General features: G+C 75.6%; 11 protein-coding genes. 3 read left to right on the top strand and 8 right to left on the bottom strand.

The genetic code is table 11. From position 1 onward, the window contains the following. Together ACN267_RS05310 and ACN267_RS05305 are read right to left on the bottom strand one after the other, a co-directional pair. Positions 1 to 1,563: an NAD(P)-binding domain-containing protein gene (locus tag ACN267_RS05310; RefSeq protein ID WP_204961581.1), complete on the bottom strand. Its 1,563-nt coding sequence runs from the start codon at positions 1,561 to 1,563 to the stop codon at positions 1 to 3. Then, a complete protein-coding gene (locus tag ACN267_RS05305) occupies positions 1,553 to 3,070 on the bottom strand; it encodes an aromatic amino acid ammonia-lyase (RefSeq protein ID WP_281896457.1) in 1,518 nt (505 codons plus the stop codon). Before ACN267_RS05305 ends, ACN267_RS05310 begins: the two co-directional genes overlap by 11 nt. A gap of 63 nt (positions 3,071 to 3,133) precedes the next feature. Between ACN267_RS05305 and ACN267_RS05300 the strand changes: the two genes are divergently transcribed. The 3 genes from ACN267_RS05300 (at position 3,134) to ACN267_RS05290 (ending at position 8,172) form a co-directional block, all read left to right on the top strand. Then, on the top strand, positions 3,134 to 4,678 hold the full coding sequence (locus ACN267_RS05300; protein ID WP_421488073.1) for an NAD(P)-binding domain-containing protein: 1,545 nt from the start codon (positions 3,134 to 3,136) through the stop codon (positions 4,676 to 4,678). Next, positions 4,668 to 6,245, top strand: coding sequence for a class I adenylate-forming enzyme family protein (locus ACN267_RS05295; RefSeq protein WP_421488072.1), 1,578 nt, complete (start codon positions 4,668 to 4,670; stop codon positions 6,243 to 6,245). The genes ACN267_RS05300 and ACN267_RS05295 overlap by 11 nt, the downstream gene beginning before the upstream one ends. 187 nt (positions 6,246 to 6,432) lie before the next feature. Next, positions 6,433 to 8,172, top strand: a complete 1,740-nt coding sequence (locus ACN267_RS05290) for a ricin-type beta-trefoil lectin domain protein (protein ID WP_204961577.1) — start codon at positions 6,433 to 6,435, stop codon at positions 8,170 to 8,172. On the opposite strand, the gene ACN267_RS05285 is transcribed toward ACN267_RS05290, so the two are convergent. The 6 genes from ACN267_RS05285 to ACN267_RS05260 all read right to left on the bottom strand — a co-directional run bounded on the left by ACN267_RS05285 (position 8,169) and on the right by ACN267_RS05260 (position 18,253). After that, positions 8,169 to 9,119, bottom strand: a complete 951-nt coding sequence (locus ACN267_RS05285; RefSeq protein WP_204961576.1) for a hypothetical protein — start codon at positions 9,117 to 9,119, stop codon at positions 8,169 to 8,171. The two genes, ACN267_RS05290 and ACN267_RS05285, sit on opposite strands and share 4 nt — an antisense overlap. An 82-nt stretch (positions 9,120 to 9,201) precedes the next feature. Beyond that, positions 9,202 to 9,819, bottom strand: coding sequence for a sigma-70 family RNA polymerase sigma factor (locus tag ACN267_RS05280; protein WP_421488071.1), 618 nt, complete (start codon positions 9,817 to 9,819; stop codon positions 9,202 to 9,204). Positions 9,820 to 10,021: 202 nt separating this feature from the next. Then, a complete protein-coding gene (locus ACN267_RS05275) occupies positions 10,022 to 13,399 on the bottom strand; it encodes an AAA family ATPase (RefSeq protein WP_421488070.1) in 3,378 nt (1,125 codons plus the stop codon). Between the two features lie 121 nt (positions 13,400 to 13,520). Next, positions 13,521 to 16,073, bottom strand: coding sequence for a hypothetical protein (locus ACN267_RS05270; protein ID WP_421488069.1), 2,553 nt, complete (start codon positions 16,071 to 16,073; stop codon positions 13,521 to 13,523). 6 nt (positions 16,074 to 16,079) lie between these two features. Continuing rightward, on the bottom strand, positions 16,080 to 17,168 hold the full coding sequence (locus tag ACN267_RS05265; RefSeq protein WP_421488068.1) for a hypothetical protein: 1,089 nt from the start codon (positions 17,166 to 17,168) through the stop codon (positions 16,080 to 16,082). After that, a complete protein-coding gene (locus ACN267_RS05260; RefSeq protein WP_421488067.1) occupies positions 17,165 to 18,253 on the bottom strand; it encodes a hypothetical protein in 1,089 nt (362 codons plus the stop codon). The genes ACN267_RS05265 and ACN267_RS05260 overlap by 4 nt, the downstream gene beginning before the upstream one ends. Positions 18,254 to 18,273 lie beyond the last annotated feature (20 nt).

Here is an 18,273-nt window from a genome sequence, read left to right as displayed (position 1 = left end):
TCAGTCCCCGGCCCCGCGCAGGCACCTGTCGACGAAGGCGGCCAACGGTGTCACGTGCACCTGCGGCCGGTCCCACCGGTTCTCCAGGTTCTCCGCCAGGTGGTGGGTCGCGACGACCTGCCCCGCCCGGTGGTGACGCACCACCGGATGCAGGTACGCCGCGTCGTGGGCCTGGCCGACGACGTCCTGGGCGACCCGTCTCACCGTGACGTCGAACGGGTCCACCTGGTCGTGCTCCGGGCCGTACTCCAGGGTGACCACGAACGCGTCGGAGTAGTCGTGGTCGGCGGTGCGCAGGCCGGTCTCGGTGAAGTAGTCCACCGGCACCTCCTCGTGGTAGCGCGCGTCGGCGTCGGCGACGGTCACCACGTCGGCGAGGACGTCGAACTGCTGCCACAGCGCGGAGGTGCGGTTGACCCGGGCGATGATCGCGTCGGCGATCGACGCCCCGTTCGCGTCCAGCTTCTCCGTCGGCCACGGCGTGTCCCCGTACCGGCGTTCGAGGATGCGGTGCAGGGCCCGCACGGCGTACCGGAAACCGTGGATGAACCCGTTGGTCGAGCGCTTGAAGTCCCGCTGCTGGGTGATGGTGCCGGCGAAGAACAGGTCGGGCACGTTCACCGACTCCCACTGTGCGGTCTGGGCCGGGAAGCGGTCCCGGATCGCCAATTCCGGCCGGCACGACCCGTCGAAGATCGACGCGTCGAAGGCGAACCCGGTGCAGACCAGCACCCGGTCGTAGCGCAGCTCCTTGGTCACCTCGTCGGCGCGGGAGAACGCGAACGTCACCGTGTAGCCGTCGGCGTCGCGGGTGATCCGCCGGACGGTGCCGTCCAGGATCGCGTTGGCCGACTTGAGCTGGTAGGTGTCGAGGAAGTTGTTGTTCACCGCCCGCAGGTGCCCCACGTAGTGGGTGCGCCAGGCCATCCGCACCGAGCTGGGCCCGGCCAGGTGGATCAGGGTGGTGGTCTCCATCAGGTTGTCCGCCGTCTCGAACGCGGAGTTGCCCTTGCCGATGATCAGCACCTTCTGGTCGAGGTAGTCGCGCGGGTCGACGGGCATGTCCGCGTACTGCTCGGCCAGCTCCAGCCCGGGAATGTCCGGCAGGTACGGCCGGGACACGCCGGTGGCGACGACCACCCGCCGGGCCCGGAACGTCTCCCCGGCGTGCACCTCGAAGATCCCGTCCACCTTGGACACCGAGGTCACCCGCGCGCCGTAACGCACCTTCACCCCGGTCTTCGCGGCGAAGTCGGCCAGGTAGCGGACCATCACGTCGGCGTCCGGGAAGTACCGCTGCGTGTACGTGGTGAACCGCAGCGCCGGATCGTCGGTGAGCAGCGAGTTCCAGTCCAGCCGCAGGTTGAGCTCCGGATCGTCGGAGCCGGTGTGCGGCTTGTTGATGGAGATCAGTTGCCGGTGCCGGGGGTAGGTGGCGAAGAACGCGCCCGGGACGTCCGCGCCCTCCAGCACCAGGTAGTCGCGCCGGCCGTCGGCTTCCAGCAGGGCGGCCAGTTGCAGGCCGGCGGGGCCGGCTCCGATGATCAGACAGTCAAGCGTCACGACGGCCATCCAGGGTGAGAGGGGTCAACGGAAGTTCCAGTGCGTCCATCACGTCGGCGGCCCGCCGGACGTCGCCGTCGAGCGGCCGGTCCGGGTCGACCGGGGGGATCGCCGCGACCAGCGCCGCCAGCGCCGCGCCGCAGCCCGGCGCGGTGGGCGTACGGGCACCCACGTACGCGGCCTGACGCAACCCCAGCGCCAGCGAGCCGACGATCAGGCGCAGCAGCCCGGCCTGGTCGAAGACCCGCAGGGCGGCCTGGGTGCCGAGCGGGATGACGTCCTGGTTGTGCAGGTTGGTCGGCAGGCTCTGCATGCTCGCCGGCATGGCGTCGCGGCGGATCTCGGCGATCAGCGCGGTGGAGGCCAACTGCACCCCCTGGAGCCCGTGCTGCTGCCCCGGGCCGGCGGCCAGCATCGGCGGCAGGCCCCCGTTGCGGTGCGGGTCGACGAGCAGGTCGAGTTGCCGCTCGACGAGGTTGCCGACCTGCGCCACCACCATCGACAGCAGGTCGGCGGCGAACGCGGCGGGCTGGCCGAAGAAGTTGCCGCCGTGCACCACCAGGTCGTCGTCGGGGAAGAACAGCGGATTGTCGCTGACGCTGCCCAGGTCGGCGGTGACCACGGAATCGACGTGGCGCAGCGCGTCCTCGGCCGCGCCGAGCAGTTGCGGGGCGCACCGGATGCTGTACGGCTCCTGCAACGCGCGCTTGCCCGACGGGACGAGCCCCTCGCTGACCTGCCGCATCCGCGCGCCCACGGCGATCGCCCCCGGGTGTCCGTACGCGCGCAGCAGCCGGGCGTCGAGGAACTGCGGGTCGCAGCCGAGCAGGTCGGCCAGCAGGCAGGTGAGCACCTGCGCCGACCGGTGCGCGGCGCGGACCGCGGACAACGCCAGCGCCGTCGCCGCGGTGGTCAGCGAGGTGCCGTTGACCAGTGCCAGGGCGTCGCGGCCGTCCAGCGGCAACGGGGTCAGGCCGGCCTGCTCCAGCGCCTGCGCCGCCGGCAGGCGTACCCCGTCGAGGTAGGCGTGGCCGCGACCGCGCAGCGCCTGGGCCGCCGCGCCCAGCGGGATCAGGTCACCGCTCGCGCCGACCGAACCCCACCGCGGCACGGCGGGCACGAAGCTGGTGCCGAGCATCGCCGCCAGCGCGTCGACGACGTGCGGGGACACCCCGGACGCGCCCCGCGCCAGCGACCAGGCCCGGACCAGCACGGTCGCCCGGACGATCTCGGGGGCGAGATCCGGGCCGTGGCCCGCGCCGAGGTGGGCGAGGGTGTTGTCGGCCTGGTCGCGCAGGTCGGCCCGGCCGGCGTACCCGACGAGGGCACCGAAACCGGTGGTGCTGCCGTACACCGCGCGGTCCTCGCCGAGCACCTCGGACAGGAACGTGCGGGTGTGCGTGACCCGGTCGCGGACCTGCGGCCCGACCACGACCCGGACCGGGTCGCGGGCGGCGCTCAGGTCGGCGATCCGCAGCGGCGCCGCGAGATCAACCTCTGTCGTCATGCGACCGGACCCTAGAGAGCGATTCTCAGAACGCTCTGAAATCGGGCCGATACGGTGCGCCGCATGACGCTCGACTACCTGATCATCGGAGCCGGGCCGGCCGGGCTCCAACTCGCCGCCCTGCTGGAGCGCGACGGCCGCGACCATCTGGTGCTGGAGGCCGGACCGACGCCGGGCACGTTCTTCGGCCGCTACCCGCGGCACCGCCAGTTGATCTCCATCAACAAGGTCTGGACCGGTTCCGACGATCCGGAGTTCAACCTGCGCTCCGACTGGAACTCGCTGCTCACCGACGATCCGGCGCTGCTGTTCCGCAACTTCAGCCGGCGCTACTTCCCCGACGCCGACGACATGGTGCGCTACCTCGCCGCCTTCGCCGACGGGCTGCGGGTCCGCTACGACACCCGGGTCACCCGGATCGCCCACGACGGCGACCTGTTCACCGTCGAGGCCGGCGGCGACACGCTGACCGCCCGCCGGGTCGTCGTGGCCACCGGCGTCTCCCAGGTGTACGTGCCGCCGATCGAGGGCGTCGACCTCGCCGAACGCTACGACACCGTCAGCGTCGACCCGGACGACTTCACCAACCAGCGGGTCCTGATCATCGGCAAGGGCAACTCGGCCTTCGAGACCGCCGACGCCCTGGTCGAGACCGCCGCCGTCATCCACGTCGCCGGCCCGCACTCGATCCGGCTGGCCTGGCAGACGCACTACGTCGGGCACCTGCGCGCGGTGAACAACAACTTCCTCGACACCTACCAGCTCAAGTCGCAGAACGCCGTCCTCGACGGCACCGTCGAGCGGATCGCCCGCCGCGACGACGGCGGCTACCGGATCGACTTCCGGTACGCCCGTACCCGCGAGTCGCTGCGGCAGCTCGACTACGACCGGATCATCCTGTGCACCGGTTTCCGGTTCGACGCGGACATCTTCGACCCGTCGGCGCGGCCCCGGCTGGTCATCAACGACCGCTTCCCCGAGCAGACCTCCGGCTTCGAGTCGGTGAACGTGCCCGGCCTGTACTTCGCCGGCACCCTCACCCAGCAGCGCGACTTCAAACGCTCCACCAACGGCTTCATCCACGGCTTCCGGTACGGCGTACGCGCCCTGCACCGGATGCTGAACGCCAGGCACCACGGCACGCCGTGGCCGTCGACCACCCTGGACGCTACCCCCGAGGCGATCACGGATGCGATCATCGCCCGGATCAACCGCACCTCCGCGCTGTGGCAGCAGTTCACCGTCCTCGGCGACGTCGTCGTGATCGCCGACGGTGTCGCGCGCTACCACGAGGAGGTGCCGGTGGCCTACCTGCACGACGGCGGCCTGGGACCCGAGCCGTTCGCGGTGGTGACCACCCTGGAGTACGGCCCGGACCACGACCAGGTCGACCCGTTCGACATCACCGTCCCCCGGATCGCCGAGAACGACGCCGAACGCGCCCACGACGCCAGCTACCTGCACCCCGTCGTCCGGGTGCACCGGGGCGGGCGGCTCGTCGCCACCCACCACCTCGCCGAGAACCTGGAGAACAACTGGGACCTGCCCGGCGTGCACCAGCAACCCCTGGCGCTGTTCCTCAAGGGCGTCCTGTCCGATGCCGGCTGAGCACGACAACGACGGCCGTCGCGCGGCGGAGCACCAGCACGCCGACCGCCGCGCGACGGGGCCCGGCCACCACGGCGGGCACGACCGGACCGGTCGCGGGTCGGCGGACCGCGACCGGGCCGGGGCCACCGCCGGTGGTGAGCTGTGGCCGCAGCCCGTGCTGCGGCTGCTCACCACCGGCGGTGACCGGCCGGTCTTCGAGGACGGCGACCGGACCGTCGGCGCGGCCGAACTGGCGGACCTGGTCCGGCGGACCGCCAGCGGCCTGCGCGCCGCCGGCATCGGGCCGGGTCGCGCGGTGGCGCTGCGGATCGGGGTCACCCCGGAGGCGCTCGCCGGTGTCCTCGCCGCGTTCACCGTCGGCGCCCGGGTCTCCGGCATCCGGCCCGAGCTGACCCCGGCGCAACTCGACCGGCTGCTGGCCAGCGATGACGCGCTGCTCGTCGACGACGCCCGACTCGCCACCCTGGCCCGGACCCGCGACGACGGCAGCCCCCTGGTCGCCGCCGGCCGGCCCGGTGACGTCGCCCGGATCACCTGGACCAGCGGCAGCACCGGCCACCCCAAGGGCTGCGCCCAGACGTACGCGGCGATGAGCGCGGCCTGGGCGGCCCACCCCGACCGGTGGCCGCCGGCGATCGCCGAGCTCGCCCCCCGGCTGGGGCGCTACCTGGTCTTCGGCTCGCTGAGCAGCCAGGTGATGCTGGAGTACGGCATCCTCACCCTGGCCGCCGGGGGCACCCTGGTCGCCGCCCGCCCGCCCGGCTTCCCCGGCATGATCACCAGGCACCGGGCCACCGCGAGCGTGATCACCGTCGGCAAGCTGCACCAGCTCGTCCGCGACCAGCGCGCCGACCCGGTCGACCTGGGCAGCCTGCGGGCGCTCCTGGTCTCCGGATCACCGCTCACCGCGTCCCGGCTCGCCGAGGCGCTCGACGTGCTCGGCCCGGTCGTCTTCCACGGCTACGGGCAGACCGAGACCGGCATGATCGCGATGGTCACCCCGGCCGAGCTGCTGGCCGACCCGGGCCGGCTCGCCTCGGTCGGACGCGCGCCCGAGGTGGTCGACCTGTCCATCCGCGAAGCCGACGGCCGGCCGGCCACCGAGGGCGAACTCTTCGTCCGGACCCCGGCACAGGCCGACGCCTACTGGGGCGACCCGGCCGAGAGCGCCGAGGTGTTCACCGACGGCTGGGTACGCACCCGCGACCTGGCCCGGTTGGACGCCGACGGCTACCTGCACCTGTCCGGCCGGGCCCGGGACGTGATCATCGTCAACGCGAACCTGGTGTACGCCGGCCCGATCGAACGGGAGCTCGCCGCCGACCCCGCCGTCGCCGAGGCGTACGTGGTCAGCCGTCCCGACGACGTCACCGGCGAGGCGGTGCACGCGTACGTGGTGCCGGCGGCCGGCCACCCGTTGGACGTCGGCCGGTTGCGCGCCCGGGTCGCGGCGGCCCTCGGTGCGGCCGCCGTCCCGACGACCGTCGAGGTGATCACCGGGGTGCCGGTGGGGCCGAGCGGCAAACCCGACAAGCGCGCCCTGGGCGTGGGCGTCGGTTCCTGAGCGGCGGCCACCGTTTCCGCGCGACCGGCGGCGTCGGCGCTGCCCGCAGAGCCCGGCGGCCCGGACCATCCACCCCGGCAGCGCCACGATCACCGGCACCCGGCAAACTCCACACTGATCCGACTGAACCTTCGGCTGGCTCAGTGCGTTGAGAGGTCGAAGCCACAGCCTGTCGAGGAGCGCACCGGTGCCACTGACCTCCACGTCCCACCGCCGGCGGCTAGAACGACTCGTCGGTGGGGTGCGGCAACGGCTGTCACCACTGGCCGGCGTCGTCCGACGGGCAATGTCCCGCCTGCCCGGCCCGCCGATCGTGGCGCGGATCGTCGCCGGGCTGATGGCGCTGGCGCTCGCCGTCCTCGCCGGCTTCGCCGCCAGCACCGGGTTCGGCACGGCCACCGCCCAGACCGTGGAGGGCAAACCGGTCCCCGCCGAGCAGGTGCCCCTGATCGCCCAGGCCGCGCTCTCCTGCCCGACCCTCACCGCGCCCCGGCTGGCCGGTCAGCTCATGGCCGCCTCCGGGTTCGTGGCCGACGCCCGCACCGACGACGGCGGCTCCGGGGTGGCCGGGCTCACCGACGAACTCTGGCAGCGGTGGCTGCCCTGGCCCGACGCGCCCCGGCTGGACGTCGCCGCGAACATCGTCGCGCTGGCCCACCACATGTGCGACCTCGTCGGGCAGGTGTCGCACGGCGACATCGACGGAGACACCTGGCAGCTCGCGCTCGCCGCGCACCGTTCCGGGATGCCCGCCGTCCAGGCCGACCGGGGCGTCCCCGACGCGGCGGCCGGGTACGTGCGGACCGTCGTCGGCTACGCCGAGTGGTACTCCCGGCAGCCCGACTTCGACCCGGACGCGGCGGACGCCTCACCGACGCCCGCCCCACCCGCGCCGCCCGCCGGCAGCGCGCCACGCCCCATCCCCGACGAGCACCTGGCGGCGATCCTCGCCGCCGGCCGGACCTGCCCGGCGGTGACCCCGGCGAAGATCGCCGGTCAGCTCATGGCGGCGTCCGGGTTCAACCCGAACCTGCTCGGCCCCAACGGCGCGCAGGGCATCGCCCAGTTCCTGCCCACCGTGTGGAGCCGCTACGCGACCGCCGGCCAGTCACCGTGGGACGCCGCGACGGCGATCGCCACGCTCGGCAAGACGATGTGCGCCCTCACCACCGACCTGGGTGGGCTCACCGCCGACCCGTATCCGCTCGCGCTGGCCGCCTTCCAGTGGGGGCCGGGGGTACAGGCCGGCGGCGCACCCGACCTGGGCACGGTGGACGAGAACGCCGGCCGGGTCCTCGCCTACGCCGCCTTCTACGCCCAGGACCCCCGGCTCGGTGGGCGTCCGTCCCCGCGTCCGCCACTGCCGGCCGGCACCCGGGGCCCGGTGCTGGCCCTGCCGCCCACGCCCGCCGGCGCGGGCCCCGGCCCGGCCGGCAACCCGACCAGAGCCGGCGTCAACCCGACCAGACCCGCCCCGGCGGCAGGCGCCCCGTCCACGCAGGCGGCGGCCCGTCCGACCACCCCCGCGCCGGCGCCGGCGGCCTCCACCGGCTACCGCATCCGCGGGTACGGCAGCACCTGCCTGTACGCCCCGTCGGCCGTGGACGGCCAGCAGTTGGTGATCTGGGACTGCAACGGCTCGGCCCGGCAGAAGTGGACGTTCGGCGGCGACGGCACGATCCGGATGGGGTCGCTCTGCATGGACCTGGCGGACGCCTCCAGCGCCGACGGCACCCGCATCCAGCTGGCGACCTGCAACGGCGGCTGGGCGCAGAAATTCTGGATCAACGGCTCCGGTGACCTGGTCAACTCGGCGATCGGCAGGTGCGTCGACATCCGGGACTGGTCCACCGCCAACGGCACCGGCCTGCAACTGTGGACGTGCACCGGTGAGGCCAACCAGAAGTGGACGCGGGTGAAGGTCTAGCGGGGGCCGGCGGGGCGGCCGATCCGGGCCGACACCAGTGCCGTCCCGTCGGTCTCCGCGACGGCGAAGAACGCCAGCGTGTCGACGGCGGCGGGGATCTCCCCGGTGACCTCCTGCGGCCCGGCGGTCGCCGTCCACTGTGCCACCTGGTAGGTGCGGGTGTCGGCGGCGACCGCATAGAGCCGGTACTCCACCCCCGCCGTCAGGCCGAGCACGGTGGCCCGTACGTCGGAAGCCGACCCGGGGCCGTCGGGGCGGGCCGAGACGGTGACGGACAACCGGGTGGCCGCACCGACCCCCTCCACCGTCACCCCGGCGGCGACCGGGTTGACGGTGGACTGCCGGGCGTCGGGCGCGCCGCCCTGCTGCCGCTGCCCGAGGGTCACCCCCAGGGACACCGCCGCGACCATGGCGAGCGTGCCGGCGACGAGCCACCGCCGTCGACCCCGCCGGGACCGGTCGGACGCGCGGCCGGCCGGACCCCGCCCGCCCGCGTCCCGGGAGGGCGGCCGGTCCGCCGGTCCCGGGCGCGACGCGGCGGCCGGCGGGAGTCCGGGGGCCGGCAGCGTCTCGGAGACCGACGTGGGCTCGGGGGTCGGCAGGTCGGGGGCGGGCGCGGGGGCCGGAGCCTCACCGAGGGCCGGGACGGCGGTGGAGGTCGGGACGGCGTCAGGGGTCGGGGTGGCGGTCGGGAGGGCCGGTGCGGTGACGTCGACCGGATCGGTACGCAGGTCGGCGATCTCGCCCGGGGTCAGCCCCGCGAACGCCCCCACCAGGGGGGCCAGCCGGTCACACTCGTCGAGGCAGATCGTGCAGGTGCCGAGGTGGCGTTCGAACTCCCACTCGTCCTGCGGATCGAGGTCACCCCAGAGGTAGGGAGCGCACTGCTCCAGGGGGGCGTGGGCCACCGGACCGGGGGCGTCGCTGTCGCTTCGGAGGTCGGTCATGGCCTGTCAGCTCTGCTCGGGGAGGCAGCGCCTCGCGGCCCCGCCGCCGTCATCGTATGCCATCGCGGTCGTGGTGGACGCCTCACGCACCGTCGACCTCCCCGATGACGGCGCGCAACGCGCGCAGGGCGTAGTGGGCGCGGGACTTGACGGTGCCCTCGGCGATGCCGAACTCCGCGGCGATCTCGGCGGTGGAGAGCCCCCGGAAGTAGACCGCCTCCACCACCCGGCGGTGCTCGACGCTGATCTTCGGCAGCGCGTCGCGGATGGTTCGCGCCGTCACCACCCGCTCCGCCACGTCGGCGGTCGCCGGAATCCGGTTGAGGTCCAGCGCGCCGACCTCGGTCGGGCGGGCCTGCCGGGCCCGCGCCACGTCGATGGCGACCCGGCGGGCCACGGTGAACAGCCAGCGCCGTTGGGTCTCCAGGTCGGCGGCGAGGCTGTCGATGCTGCGCCAGGCCCGCATCATCGTCTCCTGCAGCAGATCCTCGGCGAGCTGCCGTTCACCTGAGGCCAGCCGGAGCAGGAACCGGAACAGCGGCTCGGCGTGCACCGCGTGCAGCTCCCGCAGGCGCGCGTCGGGGGCGGGTGGCGGGGGCCCGGCGTCGACGGCCGACGCGTCCGGGTCGACTGCTGCCGCCACCCCGATGCCCGCCCCGCCCGGCGCGTCCGCGTCCGGCCCGCGAGAAAGACCTGCCAACCGGTGCCTCCCCAGCACGCTCACCGTCCGCGTGACCGGCCGCGCGGGCGCGCCCGCAGCTCCGGTCCCACGTCGATCCAGGAGAGCATACGGGGCACCGTCGGACCCGCTGCCGCTGATGCCGCCCGTGGTCCGGCGGCGCGGCCGGCTCCGATGCGGACGGTCCACCGGCCGCAGCCGCCACACCGTGCCACCGGGCCGGTCAGCCATGCGACGCCGCCACCGGGGTGACGTCCTCGGCCCGCAGGGTACGCAGGTCCGCGACGGTCGGCCCGGTCAGCCCACGCAGCCGACCCGCCTGCCGGGTCACCGCCTCGTCGAGCACCTGACGGGCGTACCGGCCGTTGCCGAAGGCCGGACCGTGCGGGGCCTGCTCGAAGTGCTGGCGCAGCGCGGTCAGCGTGTCCCCGGGGCAGTCGTACCCGCCGGCGCGGGCCAGCCCCTCGAAGATGGCGACCAGCTCGTCGGCGGTGTACGGGGCGAAGTGGACCCGGCGGGAGAACCGGGAGGCCAGCCCGGCGTTCGCGGCGAGGAACTGGGCGATCTCCGCCTCGTAACCGGCGACGATCACCACCACCTCGTCGCGGTGGTCCTCCATCAGCTTCACCAGCGTGTCGATCGCCTCCCGACCGAAGTCGTTGCGGGCGTCCGGCGGTGCCAGCGTGTACGCCTCGTCGATGAACAGCACCCCGCCCCGGGCCCGTTCGAACGCCTCCCGGGTGCGGTGCGCGGTGTGCCCGACGTACTCGCCCACCAGGTCGGCGCGGGCCACCTCGACCAGTTGGCCGCCCCGCAACACCCCCAGCGCGGTCAACAGCTGCCCGTAGAGCCGGGCGACGGTGGTCTTGCCAGTTCCCGGTGGCCCGGAGAAGACCAGGTGCCGGGAGACCGACGGCGCGGGCAGGCCGGCCCGTACCCGGGTCCGGGCAGCGGCCAGCAGGTCGATCAGGTCGGCCACCTCCTGCTTCACCGCGTCCAACCCGATCATGGCGTGCAGCCGGGCCAGCAGCGCGTCCACCGCACCGGCGGGCGGCTCGTCGTCGGGCGGGCCGGCCGCCGACTCGTCGAGGTCCTGCGGCAGCAGCTGGGCCAGCTCCACCCCGGAGGCGGCGCCGCTGCCGGACAGCCGGAACGCCTGCCGGCTGACCATCTCCTCGAAGGTCTGCCGGGCCACCCGGGCGTTGCCGAACGACCCGGTACGCGGCATCGACTCGAACCACGACTCCAGGGCGATCCGGGTGTCGTACTCCAGGGCGTAGTGGTGGCTGCTGCACAGCCGCTCGACGATCTGCACCAGCTCCGGGGAGGTGTAGCTCTCGAACTCGACGGTCTTGGAGAACCGGGAGGCCAACCCCGGGTTCGCCGCCAGGAACGTACGCATCTGCGCCGAGTAACCGGCGACGATCACCACCACCTCGTCGCGGTGGTCCTCCATCAGCTTGACCAGCGTGTCGACCGCCTCCCGACCGAAGTCGTGCCCCGAGCCGCCGCCGTCGACCGGGGCCAGGGTGTACGCCTCGTCGATGAACAGCACCCCGCCGATGGCTTCCCTGAACCGTTCGGTGGTCTTCACCGCCGTACCGCCGATGTGTTCGGCGACCAGGTCGGCGCGGGCCACCTCGACCAGCTGCCCGCCGGGCAGCACGCCGAGGGCGGCCAGGATGCGGCCGTAGAGCCGGGCCACCGTGGTCTTCCCGGTGCCCGGCGCACCCGCGAAGATCATGTGCCGGGACATGGGCGGGGCGGGCAGCCCGGCGGCGGCCCGTCGCCGGCTGATCCGGTGCAACCCGACCAGGGTCGCCACCTCCCGCTTCACCCCGGCCAGGCCGACCAGCGTGTCCAGTTCGGCCAGCAGCGGCGCGGCCGGGTCGTCGGCGGGCGGAGCACCGGCCGACGGCGTCGCCGGCACGGCGGGCTCGGCGGCGCGCGCCGGGACCGCCGGGTCGGGTCGCCCGGCCGGCTCCGGCGGTCGGTGCGGCCCGTCCGCCGGGCCGGCGGGCAGCGGGTCACCGCCCCGGCCGGTGGGCGCGGGACCGGCGTCGGTGCCGACGAGTTCCACCGCGGCGTCGTCCACCGTGGTACGCAGCCGACCGCCCCCGTTGCCCCGCAGCGCGGTGTCGACCAGCCGGACCGGCCGACGGGTCTGCACCAGCACCCCCGGTCCGGTGTTGCCGAACACCTCGCACCCGGTCACCTCACCCTGCGACTCGCCGGCCAACCACACCCCGGGGCCGTCGCTACCCCGCACCCGGCTGCGCCGCAGCTGCACCGTCGCCCCGCGCTGCGCGGTCAGCCCGGCACCCCGGCTGCCGAGCACGTCCACGCCGGTGGCCCGCAGCCGCCCGGCCGACACGACGAGACCGGTGGCGCAGTCGCGCAGGGTCATCCCCTCCACCGTCAGTTCCCCGTCGGTCACCGACACCCCGGCCGAGCCGGCGTCGGTCACCGCCCCCCGTCGCGCCCGGAGCCGGGCCGCCTCCGCGACCCGCAGCCCCTCCTGGGTCGGCGCGGTGACGGTCAGGTCGTCGACCTCGGGCCGGGAGGTGCCCCGGGCCAGCAGTCCGGACCGGGTCCGGACGATCGTCACCTCCCGGGCGCTGCCGGTCGCCGCGTCGGCGAAGAGCAGGCCGACCCCGTCGGTGGCGGTCAGCGTGCCGCCCTCGATCCGGGGTGCCGCCGTGCCACTGGCCACCACCGCCGCACCGGTGTCCACCTCGACCCGTAACCCCAGGTAGCTGCCGGTGGCGGCGGCCTGCACGCTGAGCCCGTGCCCGCTGCCGGCCCCGACGACGCAGTCGCGCAGCGTCGGGTCGGCCGTCCCGTCGACCAGCACCGCCGGGCCGGTCGCCGTACGCAGCTCGCAGCCGGTCAGCTCGGGGCTGCCCCCGGTCACCAGCACCGCGGGGCCGGCGGTGTCCACGATCCGGGTGTCGACCAGCCGGATCGTGCCGTCCTCGACCAGCAGGCCGGGGCCGTCGACGGCGGTGACCACGCACTGTTCCACCAGCCCCCGGCCGCCCCGGGTGCACAGCACCGCCGTGCCGCGTACGTCGGTGACCGTGCACCCGCGCAGCACCGGGTCGCCCCCGGCGACGGCCACCGCCACGGTGCCGATCCCGGCGACCGTGGTGCGGACGACCTCGCCGGTGCCGGCGCGTTCGAACAGCAGACCCGCTCCGGCGGGGTTGCCCACCCGGCAGTCCCGCATGGACAGCTCCCCACGGGGGACGTGCACCGCGACGACGCCCGCGGCCCGTACGCCGCACCTGGTGAGTTCCAGCCGACCGCCGCCGACCTGGACCGTCGGGAGCTGCCCACCGCCACCTACCAGCTCGATCCCGTGCAACGTCACCTCGCCCGCACCGACGAAGAGCGCCACCCCCTCACCGCCGTCGATGGTGACCGTGCCCGGCCCCTCCTCGGCGATCAACGTGACGTCGCCACCGAGCTGGACCTGCTCCCGGTACACCCCCGGCTGTACGACGACGGTGGCGCCCACCGGGGCGACCGCCAACGCGCCGGCAATCGTCGGTTGACAGCCCGGCTCCGTCTGGGAAACCGCCATCACGGTGCTGCTCACCCCTCACCACACTTTCGTCTGATTGATCCCGCGCCCCGCGTCCCGTCCGCCCACCGGAACCGTCCGCCGCCGTCCGGCCGGCGGTGGGCGGGTCGCGTCGTGCCGCCCGCCGCCACCGCGGTCACCCCGACGGCAGGGCGAACAACCGCCCCGCCCCGTCGACGCCGATCCCCACCGGCAACGGCGGGGTGCCGCCGTCTGCCGCATCGCCCACCCCGGCGACCGCCCGCAACCGCCGCAGCGTCTGTTCCCCGCCCGGGGCCGGCCGGCCGCCCGGCAACTCCCGCAGGAAGACCTGCCGCGGCCCACCGTCGCCCACCGGCTCGTCCGCGAGCACCTGGAAACAGGTCCCGGCGGGAAAGACCGCCGTACCGTCGGCCCGGGGTCCGGTGTGGACGCCGGCCGGCGCGGCGCGGGCCCCGGTGCCGGCCGCGCCGAGACCGCCCAGCCGGCGGGCGCCGACGGACCAGATCACGAACTGCACCCCGGCGTCCGGCACCGGCGTGGGCGTGGCGTCGACGTCGAGGAAGGCCGGCTCCACCAGCAGCGTGCCGGGCGGGTAGCCGCCCGGCGGCGGGCCGGTCGCGGCGCGGAAGACCGGGCCGAAGACCACGGGCAGGCGACGCAGTCCGTAGCCCACCCAGCGGGCCAGCGCCGTCGGATCGTCGGCCGGCGCGGCGTCGCCACGCAGGACCGCGTTCACCGCCTCCCGTTCGCCGGTGCAGTAGGCACGGACGGCGACCAGGCCCGCCGGCAGGTCCGGCGCGCTCACCGCGGCCACCCGCAGGCCGGGTTCCTCCGCCAGGGTCCGCGTCACCACCTGCGTGTACGAGTCGTAGCGCCCGGCGAGGATCCGCCGCAGGGCCGTACGGTCCCCGGCGGTGGGCGTGCCTGCGTCCAGCCGGACCGTCACCGGAACCCGCGTCGGGCCCGGCGGGGCCGGACGCGGCCCGGGAACGACGACCGGCGGCACGCCGGGGTCGCCGGCCACCGGGCCGGGAACCGGTTCCGGCCGGCCGGCCGGCGGCCCGGGCGACCCGGCAGGGGTGTCCGTCCGCCCGGGGGGCACGGTCACCGGGTCGTCGGCTGCGGCGGGCGGCGCGGTCGGGCCGGGCCGGGCGTCCTGCGGGACGGGCGGGGGCGCGGCCGTCGGCTCCGGGGCCGGCGGAGCGCCGTCCCCGGTCACCGCCGGCGACGCCACCCGCAGCAGGTCGAGCCGGGGCACGGCGAGCCGCTGCCACCGGTGCGCACCGTCCGCCGGCACGACCGCCGGGTCGACGGCCGACGCGGACACGCCGACCAGGAGCACGCCCGGGGTGTCGCCTGCCGCACCGGAGCCGTCCGACGGCGCGGCGGCCGGCCCGGCCGGACGGGCGGCGGTCACGGCAGGCGCGGCACCTGTCGTGGCAGGCGCGGCAGCGGGCGGTTCGGGTGTGCCGGGCGCGACAGGTGGCGTGGCAGGCCCCGTGGGCAGGGCGGCCGGGGTGGGGAGCACCGGACCGAGGTCGGTCACCGTCCGGGCGGTGCCGGCCGCCGACCGGGGACGCCACCGGCGGAACGTGCCCGTGGTGGTCAGCAGCCCCGACGCGGTGACCTCTACCCGGGCGTCACCGGCGACGACCGGAGCGCCGAGGGCGTCGGCGAGGGCCCCGAACAGCATCCCGGCGGCGGCGGGGTAAGGCACGTCCCCACAGAGCACCACGGGTCGTCCGTCGCGCCGGAGGGCCGCGAGGTGACCGGCGAGCACCCCGGGCGGCACCGGTCGGCCGGCCACCTGGAAGCCGCCAGCACCGAGCGCCACCTCGACCAGGAACACGTCGAGCGGCACCGGGGCCTGTCGTCCCGGGTCCGCGGGGTCGTCCCGCCCCGCCGGCGTGCCGACCGTCGGTGTGTCGGCAGGAGCGGGCAGGAACGACCAGCCGCCGGGGACCGGCCGTCCCGGCACGCCGCCGGGGGTTCCCGGGCCACCGTCACCCGTCCGCTCCGCGCCCCCGCCGGACGGAACCTGCCCGTCGGACGGGGCAGGCCCGCCGGACGGGGCAGGCACAGCGTGAGGAACAGGTTCGGCAGCCAGCGCGGACCCGGCGGGCCCGGCGGGTCCGGCGGGTCCGGGGTGGTGCGGCCCGGTTGCCGGCGGTGGCCACCCGGCGGGCAGCCACGTGTAGCCGTCCCCGACCGGGGCGACCAGCCAGCCCTCGGGGCCGCCGTCGGGTCGGGACGGTCCGGACGGTCCGGCGGGCGGTGGGCACCAGGCGGCGGGCGGGTGCTCCGGTCGGGCCGGCCCGCCGTCGGCGACGATCCACCGGCGGGCCGCCGGCACCGCGCGGGTGGACACGGCCGGGGCGTCCAGCGGCACCGCCCCGTCGATCCCGAGATCCGTGGCGAGCCCGGCCGCCCGGCCCGGCACCGCCGCCGGGTCGGCGTAGCCGCCGAGCGGGACCAGCCGGAACCCGGCGGCCGACCCGCCGAGCTGGCGGGGCAGCAGGTCGGCCAGGAGGTCGAACAGGTCCGGCCGGGCGGACACGGTCGTCGAGCAGAGCACCACGGTACGGTCCGGATCGGCCGGCAACCTGGCGGCCACCCCGGCCAGGGCGGCGTAGGGCTCCGTGGCGGCATGGACGAGGAGCACCGCACCGACGGTGCCGGTGTGGACGGGCTCACGAGGGTCGGTCATCGCCGGTCAGCCCGCCGACCGTCCGACCACGCCGGTGGCCTCGACCAGCGCCGCCCGGGACCGGTGCACCGCCACCGCGTCCACGTCGGGGGGCGCGTAGCCGGCCGCCCGGATCGCCGCCAGCAGGCCCTCGTCCGGGGCGATCCGGTACCGGGTGAGGTAGTGCCCGGTGGCGGCGGACCAGATCCACCGGCCGTCGCCGAGCAGGTCGACCGGCACCGTACGGCCCGGGGTCACCACGTCGGGCACCCGGGCCACGCCGGTGAGCAGGGGAACTCCGGCGGCGAGGTAGCCGGCGACGCGGTTCGCCTCCTCGATCGACAGTCGCGCCCGGTCGGGGCCGAACGTCGGGTTCCCGGTCGCGTCGAGGGTGTCGAAGGTCGCCGCGACGCGTACCCGCTCGGCCGGTCGGGCGGCCCAGAGCAGGACGGCCCCCGCCAGCGCACGCCTGTGGTACGCGGGCAGCCCGGCCAGGTGCCCGAAGACCTCGACCAGCGGATCGGTCTCCCCCACCGCCACCAGGGCGGCCTGGAGCCGGACGGTGAGCGCGACCGCCCCGGCGCGGGCCTGGGCCAGGTAGACCCGGGTGGCCGGCGGGTACGGCGTCGCCGGGGCGGGGCGTCGCCAGACCCGCCACAGCCCGACGGGTTGCGTCTCCCCGTTGCCGAGGGCGTCGACGGCGGCCCGGTCGACCTCGTCCAGGCCGCCGGAGACGGCCTGGACCTCCCCGCCGGACGTGCCCTGGACCTCTGCGGCCGAGGCGGGTGTGCCGGCGGCGTGACCGCCTCCGGTCGGCGCACGCCCGGTGGGCGGGTCCGGCGTCCAGGTGTACGGCGGGGTGTGGTCGTCCCCGGCGCGGGGCAGGTCGGCGAGCAGGTCGTCGGGCACACCGGCGGCGGTGAGCACCCCGGTGAGCAGCAGCACGTCGGGGTCGGTCAGCCGGATCTGCCGGGCGAGGGCGGCGAAGGCCACCATCCGGGCCACCTCGGTCACCGCACCGTCGGCCAGCCCGGCGCGGGCGGTGCCGAGCAACGCGGCGGGCGCCTGCCCGGCGATCCGCAGCAGGAGCCGGTGCATCGCCGACGGCACGCTCATGCCTCCACAACGGCGGGTCCGGCGTGCTGGTTCACCCCGGTCCGGTCGGGGTCGCACATCGCCGCGAAGAGGTACGACAACGACCGGTGCACCGCCACCGCGTCGAGGGTCGGTGCGGTGTAGTCGGCGGCCCGGATCGCCGCGAGCAGGTCCGGTTCGGGGGCGAACCCGTACTGGTCGGCGTAGTAGGTGACCGCCTCCGACCACAGCCACCGGCCGTCGCCCCGGACGCCCGTGGGCACCGGGTCGGCGGCCGACGCCGGGTCGAAGCCGTCGGCCGAGCGGTGCGGGCTGGCCAGCAGCGGCACCCCCGCGCCGAGGTAGTCGACGACCCGTTCCGCCTCGTCGTCGGTGAGGGTGCCGGGTGGGGCGGCGGGGTCCGGCGGGGTGGCCAGCCGCAGCGGGGTGGCGGGGCGGTCCGCCCAGAGCAGCGCCGAGTAGGCCAACGCCCGCCGCTGGTACTCCGGCAGGTCCGTCGGCTCGCCGAAGACCTCCACCAGCGGATGCCGTTCACCTGCCGCCTCCAGGGTGGTGGCGATCCGGGCGGCGAGGGCCACCGGTTCCGGGCCCTGCACGAGGTAGAGCCGCTTCGGTTGCGGATACCGCGCGGCGACGGCCGGGTACCGCCAGGACCGCCAGAGCCCCACCGGCCCGGGTGCGGCGGTCACGGCGGCGACGGCGGCCCGGTCGAGGTCGTCGGGCCCGCCGGGGCCGTCCCCGCCGACGGTCAGGTCCATGCTGTACGGCATCCGCCCGTCGGCCCCGGCCAGCACCTGCGGGCCCACCGGGGCCATCCCGTACGCCACCGGCGGGGCTTCGCCGGTGACCAGTCCGGCGAGCACGTCGCCGTCCGCGCCGGTGTCGTGCAGGATCCCGGTGAGCAGGACACGCTCGGACGCGGTGAGCGCGACGCCCCCGGTCAGGCAGGTGAACGCCACCGCCTGGGCCACCTCGGCCAACTGACCCGCCGCGAGCCACTGCCGGGCCGCGCTGACCACCTCGTCCGGGGCCTGCCCGGCGAGACGCAGCAGCAGCCGGTGCACGGCGGTACGCCTGTCGGTGGTCGGCCCGGTCGTCGTGGTCATGCCCCCACAACGGCCGGCGG

The sequence above is a fragment of the Micromonospora sp. WMMD734 genome, assembly GCF_049178975.1.
GTDB lineage: Bacteria > Actinomycetota > Actinomycetes > Mycobacteriales > Micromonosporaceae > Micromonospora > Micromonospora wenchangensis.
The sequence above is the reverse complement of the archived record's forward strand: the minus strand, read 5'-3'. Positions and strand labels throughout refer to the sequence as shown.